The organism is Pseudomonas sp. URMO17WK12:I12 (assembly GCF_000514395.1).
Lineage (GTDB): Bacteria > Pseudomonadota > Gammaproteobacteria > Pseudomonadales > Pseudomonadaceae > Aquipseudomonas > Aquipseudomonas mucoides.
The window spans coordinates 498,998-519,484 of record NZ_AZVV01000004.1 but is presented as its reverse complement, the minus strand read 5'-3'; the positions used below and the strand labels follow the sequence as shown (position 1 = coordinate 519,484).

19 protein-coding genes and 2 pseudogenes are annotated in these 20,487 nt (G+C 59.9%); 9 read left to right on the top strand and 12 right to left on the bottom strand.

The window, feature by feature from the left end; all coding sequences use genetic code 11:
- Nucleotides 1-3: 3 nt before the first annotated feature.
- The 3 genes from tcyL to D882_RS0105145 form a co-directional block, all read right to left on the bottom strand.
- A complete protein-coding gene (gene tcyL / locus D882_RS0105155) occupies nucleotides 4-669 on the bottom strand; it encodes a cystine ABC transporter permease (protein WP_032833441.1) in 666 nt (221 codons plus the stop codon).
- The gene (gene tcyJ / locus D882_RS0105150; protein ID WP_027922248.1) at nucleotides 669-1,469 is read right to left on the bottom strand and encodes a cystine ABC transporter substrate-binding protein; all 801 of its coding nucleotides are present in this window, start codon (nucleotides 1,467-1,469) and stop codon (nucleotides 669-671) included. The genes tcyL and tcyJ overlap by 1 nt, the downstream gene beginning before the upstream one ends.
- A 228-nt stretch (nucleotides 1,470-1,697) precedes the next feature.
- Nucleotides 1,698-2,690, bottom strand: a complete 993-nt coding sequence (locus D882_RS0105145; protein ID WP_027922247.1) for a D-cysteine desulfhydrase — start codon at nucleotides 2,688-2,690, stop codon at nucleotides 1,698-1,700.
- A 194-nt stretch (nucleotides 2,691-2,884) separates the two neighbouring features.
- On the opposite strand from D882_RS0105145, the gene epsC reads away from it, so the two are divergent.
- A complete protein-coding gene (gene epsC / locus D882_RS0105140; RefSeq protein WP_027922246.1) occupies nucleotides 2,885-3,811 on the top strand; it encodes a serine O-acetyltransferase EpsC in 927 nt (308 codons plus the stop codon).
- Nucleotides 3,812-4,238: 427 nt separating this feature from the next.
- The gene (gene betT / locus D882_RS0105135; RefSeq protein WP_177327593.1) at nucleotides 4,239-6,194 is read left to right on the top strand and encodes a choline transporter BetT; all 1,956 of its coding nucleotides are present in this window, start codon (nucleotides 4,239-4,241) and stop codon (nucleotides 6,192-6,194) included.
- 16 nt (nucleotides 6,195-6,210) lie between these two features.
- Here the strand turns inward: betT and D882_RS0105130 are convergent, their stop codons facing one another.
- Both D882_RS0105130 and D882_RS0105125 read right to left on the bottom strand, forming a co-directional pair.
- Entirely contained in the window at nucleotides 6,211-6,471 is a 261-nt protein-coding gene (locus tag D882_RS0105130; protein WP_027922244.1) for a hypothetical protein, read from the bottom strand.
- Nucleotides 6,472-6,551: 80 nt separating this feature from the next.
- Nucleotides 6,552-7,286, bottom strand: a complete 735-nt coding sequence (locus D882_RS0105125; RefSeq protein WP_027922243.1) for an SDR family oxidoreductase — start codon at nucleotides 7,284-7,286, stop codon at nucleotides 6,552-6,554.
- 121 nt (nucleotides 7,287-7,407) lie between these two features.
- Here D882_RS0105125 and D882_RS0105120 point away from each other — a divergent pair, with 121 nt between their 5' ends.
- Together D882_RS0105120 and mgrA are read left to right on the top strand one after the other, a co-directional pair.
- Nucleotides 7,408-8,298: a LysR family transcriptional regulator gene (locus D882_RS0105120; RefSeq protein WP_027922242.1), complete on the top strand. Its 891-nt coding sequence runs from the start codon at nucleotides 7,408-7,410 to the stop codon at nucleotides 8,296-8,298.
- Nucleotides 8,299-8,534: 236 nt separating this feature from the next.
- Complete coding sequence (mgrA, locus tag D882_RS0105115) at nucleotides 8,535-9,572, top strand: L-glyceraldehyde 3-phosphate reductase (RefSeq protein WP_027922241.1); 1,038 nt, start codon at nucleotides 8,535-8,537, stop codon at nucleotides 9,570-9,572.
- 161 nt (nucleotides 9,573-9,733) lie between these two features.
- Here mgrA and D882_RS1000000133470 read toward each other — a convergent pair.
- From D882_RS1000000133470 to D882_RS0105100, 4 genes and pseudogenes are all read right to left on the bottom strand, one after another.
- Nucleotides 9,734-9,838: pseudogene (locus D882_RS1000000133470) on the bottom strand (taurine dioxygenase); the annotation flags it as partial.
- Between the two features lie 80 nt (nucleotides 9,839-9,918).
- Complete coding sequence (gene gshA / locus D882_RS0105110) at nucleotides 9,919-11,502, bottom strand: glutamate--cysteine ligase (protein ID WP_027922240.1); 1,584 nt, start codon at nucleotides 11,500-11,502, stop codon at nucleotides 9,919-9,921.
- 274 nt (nucleotides 11,503-11,776) lie between these two features.
- Nucleotides 11,777-12,160 (bottom strand): PaaI family thioesterase, encoded by a 384-nt coding sequence (locus D882_RS0105105; protein WP_032833439.1) that lies wholly within the window; start codon nucleotides 12,158-12,160, stop codon nucleotides 11,777-11,779.
- Nucleotides 12,160-14,484, bottom strand: a complete 2,325-nt coding sequence (locus tag D882_RS0105100) for a Tex family protein (RefSeq protein WP_027922238.1) — start codon at nucleotides 14,482-14,484, stop codon at nucleotides 12,160-12,162. The genes D882_RS0105105 and D882_RS0105100 overlap by 1 nt, the downstream gene beginning before the upstream one ends.
- Before the next feature lie 258 nt (nucleotides 14,485-14,742).
- Between D882_RS0105100 and D882_RS1000000133100 the strand changes: the two genes are divergently transcribed.
- The 3 genes from D882_RS1000000133100 (at nucleotide 14,743) to D882_RS0105090 (ending at nucleotide 17,014) form a co-directional block, all read left to right on the top strand.
- Nucleotides 14,743-14,871: a hypothetical protein gene (locus D882_RS1000000133100; protein ID WP_256218301.1), complete on the top strand. Its 129-nt coding sequence runs from the start codon at nucleotides 14,743-14,745 to the stop codon at nucleotides 14,869-14,871.
- Nucleotides 14,846-15,586: a two-component system response regulator OmpR gene (ompR, locus tag D882_RS0105095; protein WP_027922237.1), complete on the top strand. Its 741-nt coding sequence runs from the start codon at nucleotides 14,846-14,848 to the stop codon at nucleotides 15,584-15,586. Before D882_RS1000000133100 ends, ompR begins: the two co-directional genes overlap by 26 nt.
- A 114-nt stretch (nucleotides 15,587-15,700) precedes the next feature.
- On the top strand, nucleotides 15,701-17,014 hold the full coding sequence (locus tag D882_RS0105090; protein WP_027922236.1) for an ATP-binding protein: 1,314 nt from the start codon (nucleotides 15,701-15,703) through the stop codon (nucleotides 17,012-17,014).
- Between the two features lie 92 nt (nucleotides 17,015-17,106).
- Here the strand turns inward: D882_RS0105090 and rimK are convergent, their stop codons facing one another.
- Together rimK and D882_RS0105080 are read right to left on the bottom strand one after the other, a co-directional pair.
- Nucleotides 17,107-18,012: a 30S ribosomal protein S6--L-glutamate ligase gene (gene rimK, locus D882_RS0105085; protein WP_007949201.1), complete on the bottom strand. Its 906-nt coding sequence runs from the start codon at nucleotides 18,010-18,012 to the stop codon at nucleotides 17,107-17,109.
- Entirely contained in the window at nucleotides 18,009-18,470 is a 462-nt protein-coding gene (locus D882_RS0105080; protein WP_172825959.1) for an ATP-dependent zinc protease, read from the bottom strand. The genes rimK and D882_RS0105080 overlap by 4 nt, the downstream gene beginning before the upstream one ends.
- Before the next feature lie 234 nt (nucleotides 18,471-18,704).
- Here D882_RS0105080 and D882_RS0105075 point away from each other — a divergent pair, with 234 nt between their 5' ends.
- Nucleotides 18,705-19,112: an RNA-binding S4 domain-containing protein gene (locus D882_RS0105075; RefSeq protein WP_027922234.1), complete on the top strand. Its 408-nt coding sequence runs from the start codon at nucleotides 18,705-18,707 to the stop codon at nucleotides 19,110-19,112.
- Nucleotides 19,113-19,244: 132 nt separating this feature from the next.
- On the opposite strand, the pseudogene D882_RS1000000133095 reads toward D882_RS0105075, so the two are convergent.
- Nucleotides 19,245-19,452, bottom strand: a pseudogene (locus tag D882_RS1000000133095) (phosphoesterase); the annotation flags it as partial.
- A gap of 76 nt (nucleotides 19,453-19,528) precedes the next feature.
- On the opposite strand from D882_RS1000000133095, the gene hslO reads away from it, so the two are divergent.
- Entirely contained in the window at nucleotides 19,529-20,431 is a 903-nt protein-coding gene (gene hslO, locus D882_RS0105070; protein WP_027922233.1) for an Hsp33 family molecular chaperone HslO, read from the top strand.
- The last annotated feature ends 56 nt before the right edge of the window (nucleotides 20,432-20,487 follow it).

Genomic DNA, 20,487 nt, shown 5'->3' with positions numbered 1-20,487 from the left:
GGGTCAGGACTCCTGGTCGTGCCGATTGACCCGCGCTTCCAACGTGTTCTGCAGGTGCGACAGCACCGTGGCCAGAATCCAGTAGATCAGCGCGGCGGCAAGATACATGGTGAAGACTTCGAAAGTCCGGGCGGTAATCAGTTGTGCCTGACGGAACAGCTCCGGCACCTGAATGGTGGCGGCCAGTGCCGTGTCCTTGACCAGCGAAATGAAGCTGTTGCCCAGCGGCGGCAAGGCCGTGCGCATCGCTTGTGGCAGGATGGCCCGGCGCAGGGTTTGCGCGCGGGTCATGCCGATACTTGCGGCAGCTTCCCACTGGCCGCGCTCGATGGAGCTGATCGCGGCACGGAGGATTTCGCAGGCGTAGGCCGCCATGTTCAGCGAGAAGCCGATCAGGGCCGCCGGCAGCGGATCAAGTTCGATACCCAGTTGCGGCAAGCCGTAATAGATCACGAACAGTTGCACCAGCAACGGCGTGCCGCGAAAGAACGACACGTAGATGCGGGCGATCCAGCTCACCAGCTTGAAACGCGACAGGCGCATGAGTGCCAGGCCGAAACCCATCACCAGGCCGAAGAACATCCCGCCGAGGCTGAGGATTACTGTGAAGTACGCGCCCTTGAGCAGAAAGGGCGCGGAGTCCAGTGCGAGTTGGAAAGCTTCTTCCATTATTTGGTGACGTCAGCTTGGAAGTATTTTTCCGAGATCTTGGCCAGGGTGCCATCGGCACGCAGCTCGTCGAGGGCCTTGTTCACGGCTGCCAGCAGTTCTGGCTCACCTTTGCGCAGGGCAATACCGGACTCCTGACGGGAGAACGCTTGACCGGCAGCGACTGTTTTCGGTGCTTTCTTGGCGTATTCGAGTGCGGCCAGGCGGTCGATCAGGATGGCATCGGTACGGCCATTGTTCAGGTCGGCAAACTTGGTCGGATCATCGTCGTAGGTGCGCACGTCAGCGCCCGGCACGTTGGCGCGGACCCATTGTTCGTAGTTGGTGCCCAGGCCTACACCGACTTTCTTGCCGGACAGGTCAGCGGCGGTCTTGATGTTCAGCGCGGCTTCCTTGTCCTTCAGTACCAGCGCCTGAATCCCGGAGATGGTGTACGGTTCGGAGAAGTCATACTTCTTCTTGCGCTCGTCGGAGATGGTGACCTGATTGACCACTACGTCCAGGCGCTTGGATTCCAGAGCAGCAAGAATACCGTCCCACTTGGTTGGCTGAATCTTGGCTTTGACGCCCAGCTTTTTAGCCAGTGCTTCGGAAAGCTCGACTTCGAAGCCGGCCAGTTTGCCGTCGGCGTCAACGAAACTGAACGGAGGATAAGTGCCTTCCAGACCGACGTTGATCACGCCCGCGTCCTTGATTTTTTGCAGTTGCTCACCGGCAACGGCCTGGCCGAGCAAACCGGCGCTCAGCGCCAGGCCCAGCGAACCAACCAGCAGGTTTCGACGTAGTGCGGAAAAATTCATGACAAGCCCCTGTGTTTTCTTATGGAAGACGCTTTAGGAATGTTGGCAAATCCGGGATTTGGACGACTGCGATATCCTGCCCTAAAGCAGCATATGCGTCTCGCTGCAAATTCGCCTGCGGCGCGACTATATGATGACGCCTATAGATTGGAAAATATTAAATATTGATCTGGTTATTCAATAATTGCATATTAAGAGGGTTCCCATGCAGAGCATGGGAACCATCGATCACAAAAAGTCTTTGTAGGCGAACAACGCCGGTGCCCCACCGGTGTGCAGGAAGATAATCGGCCCCTCATCGAATCGACCGCGTCCGATCCCGTCCAGCAACCCGGCCATGGCCTTGCCGGTATACACCGGGTCCAGCAGCAAGCCTTCCTGACTCGCCAGCAGCTTCACTGCTGACAGTGTTCCGGCGTTCGGCTCGCCATAGCGCGGCCCGAAATATTCGTCCCACAGTTCAATTTTGAAACTCGCTGGCAACTGCACGCCGAGCAGTTCGGCCGTACGTTCGGCGAGGCCCTGGACTTTCGGTCGCTGGTCTTCATCACTACGGGAAACCGTGACGCCAATAACTGGCAAATCCGGCAGCGCTTCACTCAGCGCCAACGCCAGCCCGCTGTGGGTGCCGGCACTGCCCGAGGCCAGGACCACGGCGGCGAAATTCAAACCGGTGTCCTTGATTTGCTCGGCCAACTCCAACCCGGCGCGCACATAACCCAACGCGCCCAGCGCATTCGAACCACCAATCGGCACCAGGTACGGCTTCTTGCCGTTATTGCGCAGGCGATCGGCCAGGGCCTGCAATTGCTCGTCGGCGTTGTCGAGGTTTTCCACCCGCTCGACCTTGGTATCGAACAGGTCCAGCAACAGGCGATTGCCGTTGCCGAGATAGTTGGCGTCGTCAGTGCCCAAAGGGTTTTCCAGCAGCGCGACGCAACTCAGGCCCAGTTTGGCGGCAATGGCTGCGGTCTGGCGCACGTGGTTGGACTGCAGCGCACCGGCGGTGATGAGCGTGTCGGCGCCTTGTGCCAGAGCATCGGCGGCGAGGTATTCGAGCTTGCGCAGTTTGTTGCCGCCCATGGCCAGTGGCGTCAGGTCATCGCGTTTGACGTACACATCGCGGCCCAGCCAGGTCGACAAGCGTTCAAGTTTTTCCAGGGCAGTGGGGTGGCCGAGTAAATCGAGACGGTTAAAACGAGCGAGCTGTTGTTTGATCATGGGTCCGTACTGGCGGAGAAAGATGACAGGACTATAGGCACGCCCATTTGCCTGGGCAACCGCCAATCGCTTATAGCCAAAGATTCTGAGCTCTGCACAATTGGTTCTTAATTCGGCCTCAAGACCATGCCGTAAAGTAAACGCCGTCAGCGCGGCCAGACAGTCCGGCCGCCCGCCCGTGAGGAGTTTTTACCGTGAGCGAGCGTTCCAGTCATTGGCAACTGCAGACCATCGTCAGCCAACTGCGCACGGCGCGTTCGCAGTGGCGTGCACAAAATGGGCGTGCCAGCACCGAGCAGGGCGGGCGCGAATTGCCGTCGCGAGCGGCCATGGCGGAGATCCTTGAAGCACTCTGCGGGGCGTTGTTCCCGATGCGCCTGGGGCCGGTGGATTTGCGCGAGGAGAGTGAAGACTTCTACGTCGGCCATACCCTCGATGTGGCGCTCAATGCGTTGCTGGCCCAGGCACGACTCGAATTGCACTATGCCGCTCGCCACAGCCAGCAGGCGGAGGCCGACATCGAGGCGAAAACCATTCAGATCATTCAGGACTTCGCGCTCGCCTTGCCGGGACTGCGCAGTTTGCTGGACAGCGATGTGCTGGCTGCCTACCACGGCGACCCGGCGGCGCGCAGCGTCGACGAAGTGTTGCTTTGCTATCCGGGCATTCTGGCGGTGATTCACCATCGCCTGGCGCACCATTTGTACCGCGCCGGGTTGCCATTGCTGGCGCGGATCAGTTCGGAGATCGCCCACTCGGCCACCGGAATCGACATTCACCCTGGCGCGCAGATCGGCCGCAGCTTTTTCATTGATCACGGGACGGGCGTGGTGATCGGCGAGACCGCGATTATCGGTGAGCGCGTGCGGATTTATCAGGCGGTCACGCTGGGCGCCAAGCGCTTCCCGTCCGATGAAGACGGTCAGTTGCAGAAGGGCCATCCGCGGCATCCGATTGTTGAAGACGACGTGGTGATTTATGCCGGGGCGACGATTTTGGGGCGGATCACGATTGGCAAGGGCTCGACCATTGGCGGCAATGTGTGGCTGACCCGCAGCGTGCCGGCGGGGTGCAACCTGACGCAGGCGAATTTGCAGCATGATGATGGGACGCAGAAGTAGGTCCGGAATCTCGATTGACTGATCCGGCCTCATCGCGAGCAAGCTCGCTCCCACAGGGTTTTGTGGTGTTCACAATAGCGTGGACTGACCCAAATCCACTGTGGGAGCGAGCTTGCTCGCGATTGGATTTCAAGCCGTGCCGAGACAACGGCATTCAGCTAAATCTCAACTGAACGAATCCTCAAAATCCCTCCTCTTACCCATCCTTGAGCTAGCGTACGAACAGTACCGCCGAGCCCAGGGATTAGTCCTTAGCCCCCTATCCATGTTTAACTTGAACGCTCATTCAAGTTAAACCGGCAGTTTGCTGCCCGCTCACAACAGGAGGCTTGCCTTTGCTGAGTCTGATTTCTACAGCCACGTTTTACCCCTTAGAGGTGCACGTTTCATGAGTGCATCGTCTATCCCACCCAGCGGCCTGGTCCGCATGAACCCGCCGGTGTTCTACTTCTCGGCGAGCTTCATTCTGCTCTTCGGCATTGTCGTCATCGCCATGCCCGAGCAAGCCGGTGCCTGGTTGCTGGCGGCGCAAAACTGGGCGGCCAATACGGTCGGCTGGTACTACATGCTCGCGATGACCCTGTATCTGGTCTTCGTGGTGGTCACCGCCTTGTCCGGCTACGGCAAGATCAAGCTCGGTGCCGACCACGACGAACCCGAGTTCAGTTACCTGTCCTGGGCCGGCATGCTGTTCGCCGCCGGGATCAGCATCACGCTGTTTTTCTTTTGTGTGTCCGAACCGCTGACCCACTTGGCGCAACCGCCCCAAGGCACGGCCGGTACACCGGAGGCTGCGCGTCAGGCGATGCAGATTCTGTTTCTGCACTGGGGCCTGCACGGCTGGGGCGTGTTCGCTTTTGTCGGCATGGCGCTGGCCTACTTCGCCTACCGTCACAACCTGCCGCTGGCCCTGCGCTCGGCGCTGTACCCGCTGATCGGCAAGCGTATCAACGGCCCCATCGGTTACGCGGTGGACGGCTTCGGCATCATCGCCACGGTGTTCGGCCTCGGTGCCGACATGGGTTTTGGTGTGCTGCACCTTAACTCCGGTCTGGATTACTTGTTCGGCATCGCCCACACCCAGTGGATTCAGGTCGGCCTGATTACGCTGATGATGGGCGCGGCGATCATCGTCGCAGTGTCTGGCGTCGATAAAGGCGTGCGGGTGATGTCCGACATCAACATGCTGCTGGCCTGCGCACTGCTGCTGTTCGTGCTGTTCGCCGGCCCCACGCAGCACCTGTTGAACACCCTGATCCAAAACATCGGCGACTACCTCGGCGCCTTGCCGATGAAGAGTTTCGACCTGTACGCCTATGACAAACCCAGCGACTGGCTCGGCGGCTGGACGGTGTTTTACTGGGCCTGGTGGATCGCATGGTCACCGTTTGTGGGCCTGTTCATCGCGCGGATTTCCCGTGGCCGCACCATCCGCGAATTCGTCTTCGGCGTGCTGCTGATCCCGCTCGGTTTCACCCTGGCGTGGATGTCGATCTTCGGCAACAGCGCCATCGATCAAGTGCTCAACCACGGCATGAGTGCGCTCGGCATGTCGGCCATCGACAACCCGTCGATGACCCTCTACTTGCTGCTGGAAACCTACCCGTGGAGCAAAACGGTGATCGCCGTGACGGTGTTCATCAGCTTCGTGTTCTTCGTCACCTCGGCTGACTCCGGCACGGTGGTGTTGTCGACGTTGTCCGCCAAGGGCGGCAACCCGGATGAAGACGGGCCGAAATGGCTGCGGGTGTTCTGGGGCGCGATGACCGCACTGGTGACCAGTGCGCTGCTGTTCTCCGGCAGCATCGATGCGTTGAAGTCGGCGGTGGTGCTGACGTCGCTGCCGTTCTCGCTGATCCTGCTGTTGATGATGTGGGGGCTGCACAAGGCGTTCTACCTGGAGTCGCAGAAGCAGATTGCGCAACTGCATTCCCTGGCACCGGTGGCCGGCTCACGGCGCGGTGGCTGGCGTCAGCGCTTGAGTCAGGCGGTGCACTTCCCGTCCCGGGATGAGGTGTATCGTTTTCTCGATACCACGGTGCGCCCGGCGATCGAGGAAGTGTCGGCGGTGTTCGTCGAGAAGGGTTTGAATGTGATCACGCAACCGGACCCGGTCAACGACAGTGTCAGCCTGGAAATCGGTCACGGTGAAGAGCATCCGTTTATTTATCAGGTGCAGATGCGCGGTTACTTCACGCCATCCTTTGCCCGTGGCGGCATGGGCTCCAAGCAGCTCAATAACCGTCGTTATTACCGGGCCGAAGTGCATTTGAGCGAGGGCAGTCAGGACTACGATCTGGTGGGTTACACCAAGGACCAGATCATCAACGACATCCTTGACCAGTACGAACGGCATCTGCAGTTTTTGCATTTGGTGCGTTAGTAACGCGGGGCCTGTTTCAGGCCTCGGCGCTCAACACCATGAACAACACCAGCGCCGCCACCGGCACACTGAACACCACCGTGCCGATCCCCAGCTCCGAGCTCAAGGACTGGCCGGCAGTGACCACGCCGATGGCGCCGTTGATCACTGTCAGCGCCAGCCACAGGACTACAAAGCTGTAGGTCAGTGTCTGGCGGCTGAAGCCGATTTTCTCGCCGATGAACAGCATCAGGGCGAGGAGGGCCAGGCCGAAGGTGATGATGATGGCGGTGTGCATGGTGGGTTTTGCCCTTTAGAGATTTGTTTCCTGGTAAGCCTGCTCGCGAAAGGGTCACTAGGGTCTTGGATTGAGCATAGTTAAACCAACCCACCATTAGCGCGCAAAATCTGCCCGTTGACCCAGGCCGAGTCCGGCCCCACCAGAAACGACACCACCCGAGCAATATCCTCCGGCTGACCCAGCCGTTCCAGCGGAGGCATCTTCGCGAAATTCTGAATCTGCTCTTCACTCTTGCCGTGCAAAAACAACTCAGTGGCCACCGGCCCCGGCGCCACGGCATTCACGGTGATATTGCGCCCGCGCATTTCCTTGGCAAACACCTGGGTCAGCGATTCCACCGCCGCTTTGCTGGCAATGTACACCGCGTAACCTGGCAGGTTAAGGCCGACGGTGCTGCTGGAAAAGTTGACGATCCGCCCGCCGCTGTTCAAGCGCGTCGCCGCTTCACGCAAGGTGTTGAACGTGCCGCGTGCGTGAATGTTGAACGTCTGCTCGAACAATTCATCGGTGTGTTGCGCCAGCGGCAGCACTTTGAGGATGCCGGCGTTATTGATCAGTACATCGACTTTCCCCAGTTGCGTTTCGGTCTCGTCGAACATCCGACGCACGTCGTCGGCGTTGGCCACGTCAGCCTTGATCGCTATGGCTTGATGGCGGGCCTGACGCAACTCCACCACCAGGGCCGACGCTTCAGTGGCGCTGCTGGCGTAATTGATGGCGACGGCGAAACCGTCGCGGGCCAATTGTCTGGCGATCACAGCGCCGATGCCGCGCGAGGCGCCGGTGACGATGGCAACTTTCTGAATACTCATGGTGTTGATTCCTGATCAGGGGTGGGCTCGGTGTGAAGCCAGACTCACATGTTTACTCAGGTCGATAAATGCACGAGAGTTGCCTTGACTGTTCAAGAATCGCCAACAATCGGAGGTCGGCATGGATCAAGTCAAAGCGATGAAGGTGTTCGTGCGGATTTACGAGCGCAGCAGCTTCACCCTGGCGGCCGACGACCTGAACCTGCCGCGCGCCACGTTGACGCACACCCTGAACCAGTTCGAAGCCTGGCTCGGCACGCGATTGCTGGAGCGTAGTACGCGCAAGGTGCGCCCGACGCTGGATGGCGAGGCGTATTACCTGCGCTGCGTGCAACTGCTGGCGGAACTGGAAGAGGCCGAACTGGCGTTTCGCGGCTGCGCACCGAAAGGCCGGCTGCGCGTCGACCTGCACGGCACGTTGGCGAAAAGCTTTGTGATCCCCGCCTTGCCGCAGTTCATGGAACGCTACCCGCAGATCGAACTGTCCATCAGCGAGTCCGACCGCTTTGTCGACTTGATCGCCGAAGGCGTCGACTGCGTACTGCGCGCGGGCACGTTGAGTGATTCGGCCCTGATCGGAAAACGCATCGCCCACCTGCGCCAGATCACCTGCGCCAGCCCCGCGTACTTGCGCAAATACGGCGAACCGAAAACCCTCGACGACCTCAAGCATCACCGCGCGGTGAACTACGTCTCGCGCACCACCGCCAAGTTGTTTCCGTTCGAATTCATGGTGAATGGTGAACTGAAGGAAGTCGCCATCGACGGCGCGCTTTCAGTGTTCGGCGCGCAAATCTACGCCGCCTCGGCGATTGCCGGACTCGGGCTGATCCAGTGCCCGCATTACCGGATGGAGACCCTGATTGCCCAAGGGCTGGTGCAGGAAGTTCTCACCGACACGCCACCACCGCCGATGCCGGTATCGGTGCTGTATCCGCATAACCGCCACATGTCGCCACGGGTTCGAGTGTTTGTGGATTGGTTGGAGGAGGTGTTTGCGGGGGCCATTTGAGAGCAGATCTTTCCCATGCTCCATGTGGGAATGCATCCCGTGACGCTCTGCGTCACTTCAAAAAACGGAACGCAGAGCGTTCCCGGCAGCATCCCCACGCAGAGCGTAGGAACGATCATTTGTGAAACGTTTCAGCATTTTCTCGAGTCCGAGGTTTATCGGCGTTTGTCTGGGCGTATGCTGGGCAACTTGCGAAGCAGTCGATACCACATTCAAGACCGACAAGAGAGGATTCGATGACCTACACCGCTGCCGAAAACCGCTACGATTCCATTCCTTACCGCCGCGTGGGTCGCAGCGGTCTGGTGCTGCCGGCACTGTCCCTGGGCCTGTGGCACAACTTCGGTGACAGCACGCCGATCGATACCCAGCGCGCGTTGTTGCGCACGGCGTTCGACCTGGGCATCAACCACTTTGACCTGGCCAACAACTATGGCCCGCCGTATGGCAGTGCCGAGATCAACTTTGGCCGTCTGCTGCGCGAAGATTTCAAGCAGTACCGCGATGAGCTGATCATCTCCAGCAAGGCTGGCTGGGACATGTGGCCCGGTCCTTACGGGCAGGGCGGTGGTTCGCGCAAATACGTGCTGGCCAGCCTGGATCAGAGCCTGCAGCGTCTGGGCCTGGATTATGTGGATATTTTCTATTCGCACCGCTTCGACCCGGACACCCCACTGGAAGAAACTGCCAGCGCGCTGGCCACCGCCGTACAGCAAGGCAAGGCCTTGTACATCGGGATCTCGTCGTATTCCGGGGTGAAAACCCGTGAGATGGCGGCGCTGTTGAAAGAGTGGAAAGTGCCACTGCTGATTCATCAGCCGGCCTACAACCTGCTCAATCGTTGGGTGGAAAAAGACCTGCTGGACGTCACCGACGAACTCGGCACTGGCGTGATTGCTTTCACGCCGTTGGCGCAGGGGTTGCTGACCGATAAGTACCTCAACGGTATTCCGAAGGATGCGCGGGTCAATCGTCCGGGCGGTGGTTCGTTGCAGTCCTCGCACCTGTCCGAGGCCAACATTGCGCATGTGCGTGGGCTCAATGAGATTGCCAAGCGCCGTGGGCAGAGTCTGGCGCAACTGGCGCTGGCCTGGACGCTGCGCGATCCGCGAGTGACCTCAGCGCTGATCGGTGCGAGTCGGCCGGAGCAGATTATCGAGAACGTCGGGGCGTTGAAGAATTTGAGCTTCAGTGCTGAAGAATTGGCGGAGATTGACCGGTTTGCCCAGGAAGGCGGAATTAATCTTTGGGAGAAACCTTCGACGGCTGAGTAACCGTTTGGCGCCGGATTTTTCCGGCGTCTGTTACACCGCCATCGCGAGCAAGCTCGCTGCCACAGTGGATGGGTGGTGGCCAATTTTTGTGGCCAAGCATTAACCCTGTGGGAGCGAGCTTGCTCGCGATGGGGCCAGACCAGACGCTGAAGAGTCCGGGGTTACCGGAAAAACGGCACATCCCCCAACACCGTCGCCCGTTGCATCACCCGCCGCGCCGGCCGGTAGTCATCCACCGCGTAGTGCTGGGTCACGCGGTTATGTGTGGAAAACGCTATGCCTCCCCCTGATCGTTCCCACGCAGAGCGTGGGAGCGATCAATGAACAAGGGATCTGCCTTGGCTGGTCAGTTACTGATCGCCAGAATACTCGCCTGATACGACCCGACAAACACATCGAAATCGCCGACTTCGTTCTGCTCCAGCTCAACCTGAGCCGCCAGCGACGAACGCGCCAGCGATTCAAATTTCGCCTGGTCTTCCTCACTCAAAGGCTCGCTGCGGAAAAACTCCGCATGTGTCCGGCTCTGACGCAAAGAGAACTGAGCAAAACTTTCCTCGTGTTCCGCCATCGCCGCCAGCACTTGGGCAGAAGGCGTCAACGACGGATCCTTGACCTTGGCCAACTGCGTATCCAGCGCCTTGCTATGAGCATCGCCACCATGGCTTTGATCGAGCATCGCGGCCAACGGAGCAATCTGCTCCAGCAACTCGCTGGCCCACTCCTTGAGGTCCACCGGCTGCCCGTCGCGGTGCAATTGCAGGCCCGGGCGGCGACCTTCCTTGACCACGCTGAGGAAGTTCGAGGTGGCGTTGCTGCAGGACGTATTGGTCAACAGCGGACTGTCGTTCAGGGCGCAATACAGCAGGAACGCGTCGAGGAAGCGCGACTCGGTGAGGTCGATGCCCATCGGCAGGAACGGGTTGATGTCCAGGCAACGCACTTCAACGTACTGAATGCCACGGGCCACCAGCGCCTGAATCGGCCGTTCACCGGTATAGGTCACACGTTTCGGACGGATGTTGGAGTAGTACTCGTTTTCGATCTGCAAAATATTGGTGTTGAGCTGAACCCACTCACCGTCCTGATGCGTGCCGATTTCGACATACGGCGCATACGGCGTGGCGACCGCTTTGCGCAGGCTATCGGTGTAGCTCGACAGGTCGTTGTAGCACGGCGTCAGACCGGCCTGGGCATTGCTCTGGTAACCCAGGTCGCTCATGCGCAGGCTGGTGGCGTACGGCAAGTACAAGGTGTCCGGGTCCAGTTGTTCCAACTGGTGCGAACGCCCCCGCAGGAAGCCGGCGTCCAGCGCAGGCGAGGCGCCAAACAGGTACATCAGCAGCCAGCTGTAGCGGCGAAAGTTTCGGATCAGTGCGATGTAGGCCGAGGACTGATAGTCGCGGTCGGTGCCGACAAAGCCTTCCGACTCCTTGAGTAACGGCCAGAGCTTTTCCGGCAGGGAAAAGTTGTAGTGAATCCCGGCGATGCATTGCATGGTCTTGCCGTAGCGCAGGGCCAGGCCCTTGCGATACACATACTTGAGCTGACCGATGTTGGACGTGCCGTAGTAGGCAATCGGGATGTCTTCCTCGGCCGGCAACGGGCACGGCATCGAGGGGCTCCACAGAAACTCGTTGCCGAGCTTGCTGTAGGCAAAGCGATGGATCTTGTCCAGGCTCGCCAGCGTATCCGCCGGATCGGGCAGGGCGGGCGTGATGAACTCCAGCAGCGACTCGGAATAGTCGGTGGTGATTTGTTCGTTGGTCAGCGCGGAACCCAATTCTTCCGGGTGCGGCGTTTGCGCCAGGCGACCTTCGCCGGTCACGCGCAGGCATTCACGTTCGATGCCGTGAAGGCACTGTTCGAGCAGAGAGAGGTTAGCGCGCTCGCCGAGCAGGGCCAGGCGGCGGTTGAGAAGTTCGCTCAAGTTGGATTCCTTCACGCGTCAGTCGCCCCAATATGGGGGTGGGCAAGACGGTCTACAAGGGTGAAGTTAAAACTGGCGTTTTCGCCTGGTTTTTTCGAGCCGCACAGGCCTAATGCCGGTCAGTCAGGAATTGCACAAACCCCGTGGGAGCGAGCTTGCTCGCGATGAGGGATTGTCAGTCAACATTGATGTCGTCTGACACACCGCCATCGCGAGCAAGCTCGCGCCCACAGGTTGCATTGCGCCGAAATTAACTCAAATCGATGACATCTAGCTACAGGACAGCGAACGTGCCTTGTGCTTTTGCGACCAGTTTGTCGCCTTGCATCACATCGGCCTCGACCACCAGCGTGCGGCGGCCCGGGTGGATCACCCGCGCCGTGCACATCACTTCACCGTCTGAAACAGCACGGATGTAGTTGATCTTGCATTCGATGGTCGCGCTCTGCTGGTCAAAGCCGTGGGTGCTGGAGCAGGCCAGCCCCATGGCAATGTCCACCAGACTGAACAAAGCCCCGCCGTGCAGCTTTCCGCCGCGATTGCGCAGCTCTGGCTCCAGTGCCAGGGCGACGTGCGCCACCCCGGTTTCCAGGCTGTGCAAGCGACACCCCAGCAGCTTGAAAAAGGCGCTTTCGGTGTACCCGGCAGGGATGTCCATCAGCGTTTCTTCAACTGCTTGGCGTTGGCGAACAGCGACGCCATCGCGTTGTTGCTCGGGGCTGGCGCTGTGGTTTCCTTGCGCGGTGCGGTGTTCTGGGACTGGCGTGGTGCCGACCCCGGACGTGCGCCGCGCGCACCGTCGATCTTCTCGCCCGGGGTGTCGCTCATGCGCATCGACAGACCCACGCGTTTGCGCGGGATGTCGACTTCCATGACCTTCACCTTCACCACATCACCGGCCTTCACCGCTTCACGTGGATCCTTGATGAACTTCTCCGAAAGCGCAGAGATGTGCACCAAACCGTCCTGATGCACGCCGATGTCGACGAACGCGCCAAAGTTGGTCACGTTGGTCACCACGCCTTCGAGGATCATGCCCAGTTCGAGGTCCTTGAGGTCTTCGACGCCTTCCTGGAACTCGGCGGTCTTGAACTCTGGACGCGGGTCACGCCCCGGTTTTTCCAGCTCTTGCAGGATGTCGGTGACCGTTGGCAGACCGAAGGTTTCGTCGGTGTACTTCTTCGGATCAAGACGCTTGAGGAAGCTGGCGTCGCCGATCAGCGAGCGGATGTCGCGGTCGGTTTCAGCGGCAATGCGCTGTACAAGCGGATAGGCTTCCGGGTGAACGGCCGACGAATCCAGCGGGTTATCGCCGTTCATCACCCGCAGGAAGCCTGCGGCTTGTTCGAAGGTTTTTTCGCCCAGACGCGCGACTTTCTTCAACGCGGCGCGGGTTTTGAACGCGCCGTGCTCGTCACGGTGGCTGACGATGTTCTGCGCCAGGGTCGCGTTGAGGCCGGAAATGCGGGCCAGCAGCGCCACGGAGGCGGTGTTGACGTCGACGCCCACGGCGTTCACGCAGTCCTCGACTACCGCGTCCAGGCCGCGGGCCAGTTTCAGCTGCGACACGTCGTGCTGGTACTGGCCGACGCCGATGGATTTCGGATCAATCTTCACCAGCTCGGCCAGTGGATCCTGCAAGCGACGGGCAATCGACACCGCGCCACGGATCGACACGTCCAGATCCGGGAATTCTTTCGACGCCAGTTCCGACGCCGAGTAAACCGATGCGCCGGCCTCGGAGACCATGACCTTGGTCATTTTCATCGCCGGGTATTTTTTGATCAGCTCAGCAGCCAGCTTGTCGGTTTCGCGGCTGGCGGTGCCGTTGCCGATGGCGATCAGGTCGACCGAGTGCTTGGCGCACAGGGCGGCCAGAACGGCGAGGGTCTGGTCCCACTTGTTGTGCGGCACGTGCGGGTAAACCGTGGCGTGATCCAGCAGCTTGCCGGTGGCGTCGACCACGGCGACCTTGCAACCGGTGCGCAGGCCCGGGTCGAGACCCAGGGTGGCGCGTGGGCCGGCCGGGGCCGACAGCAGCAAATCGTGCAGGTTGTGCGCGAACACGTTGATCGCTTCGGTTTCCGCGCCATCGCGCAGTTCACCCAGCAAATCGGTTTCGAGGTGGGTGTAAAGCTTGACCTTCCAGGTCCAGCGCACCACCTCGCCCAACCATTTGTCGGCGGCGCGATTCTGGTTCTGGATGCCGAATTGCTGGCCGATCATGCCTTCGCACGGGTGCATGGTGCCCGGCAGCTCGTCGCCGACTTTCAGCGCCGAACTCAGAATGCCTTCGTTACGGCCACGGAAAATGGCGAGCGCGCGGTGCGATGGCATGCTTTTCAGCGGTTCGTCGTGTTCGAAATAGTCGCGGAACTTGGCGCCTTCCTCTTCCTTGCCGGCAATGACGCGGGCACTGAGGGTGGCTTCCTGCTTCAGGTAGCTGCGCAGTTTGTCCAGCAAACCGGCATCTTCGGCGAAGCGTTCCATGAGGATGTACTTGGCGCCTTCGAGGGCTGCCTTGACATCGGCCACGCCTTTTTCGGCGTTGATGAAGCGTGCGGCTTCGGTGTCCGGGGTCAGGGTCGGGTCGTTGAACAGGCCGTCGGCCAGTTCGCCGAGGCCGGCTTCCAGGGCGATCTGGCCCTTGGTGCGGCGCTTCTGCTTGTACGGCAGGTACAAGTCTTCGAGGCGGGTCTTGGTGTCGGCGAGTTTGATGTCGCGCTCAAGTTGCGGGGTCAGCTTGCCTTGCTCTTCGATGCTGGCGAGGATGCTGATGCGCCGTTCGTCGAGTTCTCGCAGGTAGCGCAGACGCTCTTCCAGATGCCGCAACTGGATGTCATCGAGGCTGCCGGTCACTTCTTTCCGGTAACGGGCGATGAAGGGAACGGTAGAGCCTTCATCGAGTAGCGCGACGGCCGCTTCGACCTGTTGTGGGCGTACACCGAGTTCCTCGGCGATGCGGCTGTTGATGCTGTCCATAAAACCACCTGACAAATTGTGAAAGCAGGCTCGCAGGCGCAGAATTAAAGGCTCTGCGAGTCTGGTTGAGCGGCCTGGCCTGCGCCGCTGCCTGGATCAAAGGGCACCCCATTGACCCGTGAAATCGAACAATTACTGCGCACGCCCGGGAAATAAATGGCGCCGCTCTGTCGTACCTGTCTGATGTTGCCTGACACAAAAGGCCGCGCATTATAACCAGCGTTCGGCCGTTCGGGGGCATCGCAGACTGGAGGGGCAATGGCCGGTTTGCTGGCGGTGGAGGAAAAATCTGCTAACAATGCACACGGTGCGTATAACGGCAGCTACGCCATAATGCGCGCCGAGCTAAAAGGAGCATCTAATGAGCAGCACTGCAAACATTGCTGAAGGCGAAAAAATTCTTATTGTTGACGACGATCCAGGGCTGAGCAGCCTGCTGGAACGCTTTTTCGTCAGCAAGGGCTACCGCGCCCGCGCCGTACCGAACACCGAGCAAATGGACCGCCTGCTGGCGCGTGAAGTGTTCAACCTGGTCGTCCTCGACCTGATGCTGCCTGGCGAAGACGGCCTGACCGCGTGCCGCCGCCTGCGCACGGCGAACAATCAGATTCCGATCATCATGCTGACCGCCAAGGGCGACGAGCTGAGCCGTATCAAGGGCCTTGAACTGGGCGCCGACGATTACCTGGCCAAGCCGTTCAACCCGGACGAGTTGATGGCCCGCGTCAAAGCGGTCCTGCGTCGTCAGTCGACGCCTGTGCCAGGTGCACCGGGCAGCGAAGACGAAAGCGTGACGTTCGGTGATTACGAACTGTCGCTGGCGACCCGCGAGCTCAAGCGCGGTGACGAAGTGCACATGCTCACCACCGGTGAGTTTGCGGTCCTCAAGGCATTGGTCATGAACGCGCGTCAGCCATTGACCCGCGACAAACTGATGAACCTGGCCCGTGGCCGCGAGTGGGATGCCCTGGAGCGTTCCATCGACGTGCAGATTTCCCGTCTGCGCCGGATGATCGAACCCGATCCGTCCAAGCCGCGTTACATCCAGACTGTCTGGGGCGTGGGCTACGTGTTCGTTCCGGATGGCGCCGCCACCAAGTGATCGGCGATTTGTAGGAGCGGGTCTTGCGGGCAACGGTCAGACGACTTTGTCCGCAGACTCGCGATCCGCAATATGCGAGCATCGCTCGCTCCTGCAAGTGTGTAGCGGTTATCCATGAAAACCCCCGTTTGGTTCCCCCAGAGTTTCTTCTCCCGCACCCTTTGGCTGGTGCTGATCGTCGTCCTGTTTTCCAAGGCGCTGACCCTGGTTTATCTGTTGATGAACGAAGACGTGCTGGTGGACCGCCAATACAGCCACGGCGTCGCCCTGACGCTGCGCGCCTATTGGGCTGCTGATGAAGAAAACCGCGCGAAAATTGCCGATGCCGCCACCCTGATCCGGGTCGTGGGTGCGGGTGTACCGGAGGGTGAACAGCATTGGCCGTACAGCGAGATTTACCAGCGGCAGATGCAGGCCGAACTGGGCGCCGACACTGAAGTTCGATTGCGCATGCACTCACCACCGGCGCTGTGGGTCCGGGCGCCGAGCCTGGGCGATGGCTGGCTGAAAGTGCCGCTGTATCCCCATCCGTTGCGTGGCCAGAAAATCTGGAACGTGCTCGGCTGGTTCCTCGCCATTGGCTTGCTGTCGACTGCGTCGGCGTGGATTTTCGTCAGTCAGCTCAATCAACCATTGAAACGTCTGGTGTATGCCGCCAGGCAACTTGGCCAGGGACGCAGCGTGCGACTGCCGATCAGTGATACGCCCAGCGAAATGACTGAGGTTTACCGCGCCTTCAACCAGATGGCCGAAGACGTCGAGCAGGCCGGGCGTGAGCGCGAATTGATGCTGGCGGGAGTGTCCCACGACCTGCGTACGCCCTTGACCCGCTTGCGGCTGTCTCTGGAGCTGATGGGGGATCGCACCGACCTCACCGACGACATGGTGCGCGACATTGAGGACATGGACGCGATTCTCGACCAGTTTCTGGCGTTTATTCGCGATGGCCGTGACGAGTCGGTGGAAGAGGTGGACCTCAGCGACCTGGTTCGTGAAGTCGCTGCGCCGTACAACCAGAGTGAAGAAAAGGTCCGTCTGCGCCTGGAGCCGATTCAGCCGTTTCCATTGCGTCGGGTGTCGATGAAACGCCTGTTGAACAACCTGATCGGCAATGCCTTGCATCACGCGGGCAGTGGCGTTGAGGTGGCAGCCTATGTCTCCGGCGATACCAGCGCACCGTATGTGGTACTGAGTGTCATGGACCGTGGGGCGGGGATTGATCCTTCCGAGCTGGAAGCGATCTTCAATCCGTTCACCCGGGGGGATCGTGCCCGGGGTGGCAAGGGGACTGGATTGGGTTTGGCGATCGTGAAGCGGATCGCTTCGATGCATGGCGGGAATGTAGAGCTGCGCAACCGTTCCGGTGGCGGGCTGGAAGCGCGGGTGCGGTTGCCGCTGGGGTTGATGTTGCCTCGAGATGCGGTATAGCAGCAGCTTCAAGCTTCAAGCTTCAAGCTTCAAGCGAAAAGCAAATCCGCTTTTTACTTGCAGCTTGAAACTTGCCGCTTAAAGCTGCTTTTTTATCCCTTGCCTTTGGTGCGCGTCATATTCGGCCCACCATTCTTCTCCAGATGCTCAATGATGATCCCCGCCACATTCTTCCCGGTGGTGGTCTCGATCCCTTCCAGACCCGGTGACGAATTCACTTCCATCACCAGCGGCCCGTGATTCGAACGCAAGATATCCACACCCGCCACCGCCAGGCCCATCACCTTCGCCGCACGCAATGCAGTCATACGTTCTTCCGGGGTGATCTTGATCAGGCTGGCGCTGCCACCCCGATGCAGGTTGGAGCGAAACTCCCCAGGCTTGGCCTGGCGCTTCATCGCCGCAATCACCTTGTCACCGACCACGAAACAACGGATGTCCGCGCCGCCGGCTTCCTTGATGTATTCCTGGACCATGATGTTCTGCTTCAGGCCCATGAACGCTTCGATCACCGACTCCGCCGCCGTCGCGGTTTCACACAACACCACGCCAATGCCTTGGGTGCCTTCCAGCACCTTGATCACCAGCGGAGCGCCGTTGACCATGTCGATCAGGTCGGGAATGTCATCCGGGGAGTGCGCGAACCCGGTTACCGGCAAACCGATCCCGCGACGTGACAGCAATTGCAGCGAGCGCAGTTTGTCCCGCGAGCGGGCAATGGCCACCGATTCATTGAGCGGAAACACGCCCATCATTTCAAACTGACGCAACACCGCGCAGCCATAGAACGTTACCGACGCACCGATCCGGGGGATCACCGCATCGAACCCTTCCAGCGGCTTGCCGCGGTAGTGGATCTGCGGCTTGTGGCTGGCAATGTTCATGTAGGCGCGCAGGGTGTCGATCACCACCATTTCGTGGCCACGCTCGGTACCGGCTTCAACCAGACGACGAGTGGAATACAGACGCGGATTCCGCGACAGCACAGCGATCTTCATGCAACACCTGTGGAAGAGGTAGATACCGGGAACACCGGCTTGTCTTGTACGTACTTGATGCCCGGATTGACCACCAGTTGGCCGTGAATCAGGGCTTTGGAACCGAGTAACAGGCGATAACGCATGGATTTGCGGCAGGCGAGCGTGAACTCAACTTTCCAGACCCGATCACCGAGGGCCAGGGTGGTACTGACCACGTAGCGCTTCTGCGCGTGGCCGTTGGAGCTTTTAATGGTTTTCATCGTCACCAGCGGTGCTTCACAGCGTCGATGACGCAATTGCACCACCGTGCCCAAGTGCGCGGTGAAGCGAACCCACTGCTCGCCATCGCGCTCGAACGGCTCGATGTCGGTGGCATGCAGGCTGGAGGTACTGGCACCGGTGTCGATTTTTGCCCGCAGGCCCGCGACTCCCAAATCAGGGAGCGCCACCCACTCGCGCAGACCGACAACGGTCAAATGATCAAATGTCTTCAAAGTTGCTCAACCGGTAGAAACCGCACGGCCCGCAAGCGGCCGAATTCGCGGTATTCACGCAGAATAATGGTTAAAAGGCGACAGATATCTACGGCCCGGATTTCCAGCCCTCCGAGGAGGTTCTGGAATGCATGCATTGTAATCCGCGCCGGTGCAATTCTTGGTGCGACTGAAACAGTAGTACAGTTCACCAATATTTCAGAATGAGGAAATCCCATGGCACAAAAAAACGAAGAGGACGACAAAGTCCGTCTCGATAAATGGTTGTGGGCCGCGCGTTTTTACAAAACCCGAGCCTTGGCCAAGGCTGCGATTGAAAGCGGCAAGGTGCATTGCCGCGGCGAGCGCTGCAAGCCGGGCAAGGAGCCAAGAGTAGGCGACGAATTTGTGATTCGCGCAGGTTTCGAAGAGCGCACGGTAGTGGTTCAGGCCTTGTCGATCGTTCGCCGTGGCGCGCCGGAGGCCCAGACACTGTATGCCGAAACCGAGGCCAGCATCGCCAAGCGCGAAAACGCCGCGGCCCAGCGCAAGGCGGGTGCGTTGGGGATGACCACCGATGGCAAGCCGAGCAAGAAACAGCGCCGGGATCTGTTCAAGTTTCGGGGCAGCAGCAACGACGAGTGAGTTATACAGCCATCGCGGGCAAACCCGCTCCCACAGGGATATGCAGTCTACTGTGGGAGCGTGCGGTGCGACGATTCGACTTGCCCGCGATCGAGTGCGCAGCACTCGCCTGAGGCCAGCTTATCCACAGGCAAGACTTGCAATTACCTGATCGAGTAACCATATCGGGTGACTCGCCAGCGGCGCATCGAGCGGACAAACAGCCGCTCGTCGAAAATCACACACAGCCTCTGACCTGTAGGCCATAACCAGAAGGTCAGCAGTGCCAGAGACGCAAAATCGCGAGAGCCCATACCGGCGGACGTTCCACCTTGCTTGGAACTACCCCCGGATTGTTCATAAAATACCGGCCATGCCGAGCACACGCGATTTTTGACCGTTGAACCCCATCTTCACCCATTCAGATACCCAGACCTATGACCGACCTACCGGATAACGACTTCACCCAACGCTTCATCTTCGATGACAGCGACACCCGTGGCGAGCTGGTCTCGTTGGAGCTCAGCTACGCCGAAGTCCTGGCCAAGCACGCCTATCCGGAACCGGTCCAGCAACTGCTCGGCGAACTGATGGCGGCCGCCTCGCTGCTGGTCGGCGCGCTGAAGTTCGATGGCTTGCTGATCCTTCAGGCCCGTTCCGACGGCCCGATCCCGCTGCTGATGATCGAGTGCTCCAGTGAGCGCGATATTCGCGGCCTGGCCCGTTACGAAGCTGACCAGATCGCCCCTGACGCGACGCTCGCCGACCTGATGCCGAACGGCGTCCTGGCGCTGACGGTCGACCCGACCCACGGTCAGCGCTACCAAGGCATCGTCGACCTCGACGGCGAAACCCTGTCCGAGTGCTTCACCAATTATTTCGTCATGTCCCAACAGGTCGGTACGCGCTTCTGGCTGTACGCCGATGGCCGCCGTGCCCGTGGCCTGCTGTTGCAGCAATTGCCCGCAGACCGTTTGAAAGATGAAGAAGAACGCGCCGCCAGCTGGCAGCACATCACCGCGCTGGGTAGCACCCTGACCGCGGATGAACTGCTGAGCCTGGACAACGAAACCGTGCTCCATCGCCTCTACCACGAAGAGCAGGTGCGCCTGTTCGACGTGCAGAAACTGCGCTTCCGTTGCAGCTGCTCCCGCGAACGTTCCGCCAATGCCCTGGTCAGTCTGGGGGTGGAGGATGCGCAAAACCTGGTCGTCGAACACGGTGGCAACATCGAGATCGATTGTCAGTTTTGCAATCAGCGCTACCTGTTCGATGCCGCCGATATCGCTCAATTATTCGCCGGAGCGGGCGTCGACACGCCGTCAGATACCCGTCACTAAAACGGTTCAGCGCAGGTAAATTCACTGGTTAGCGCCGGTATTACGCCGTTACGACG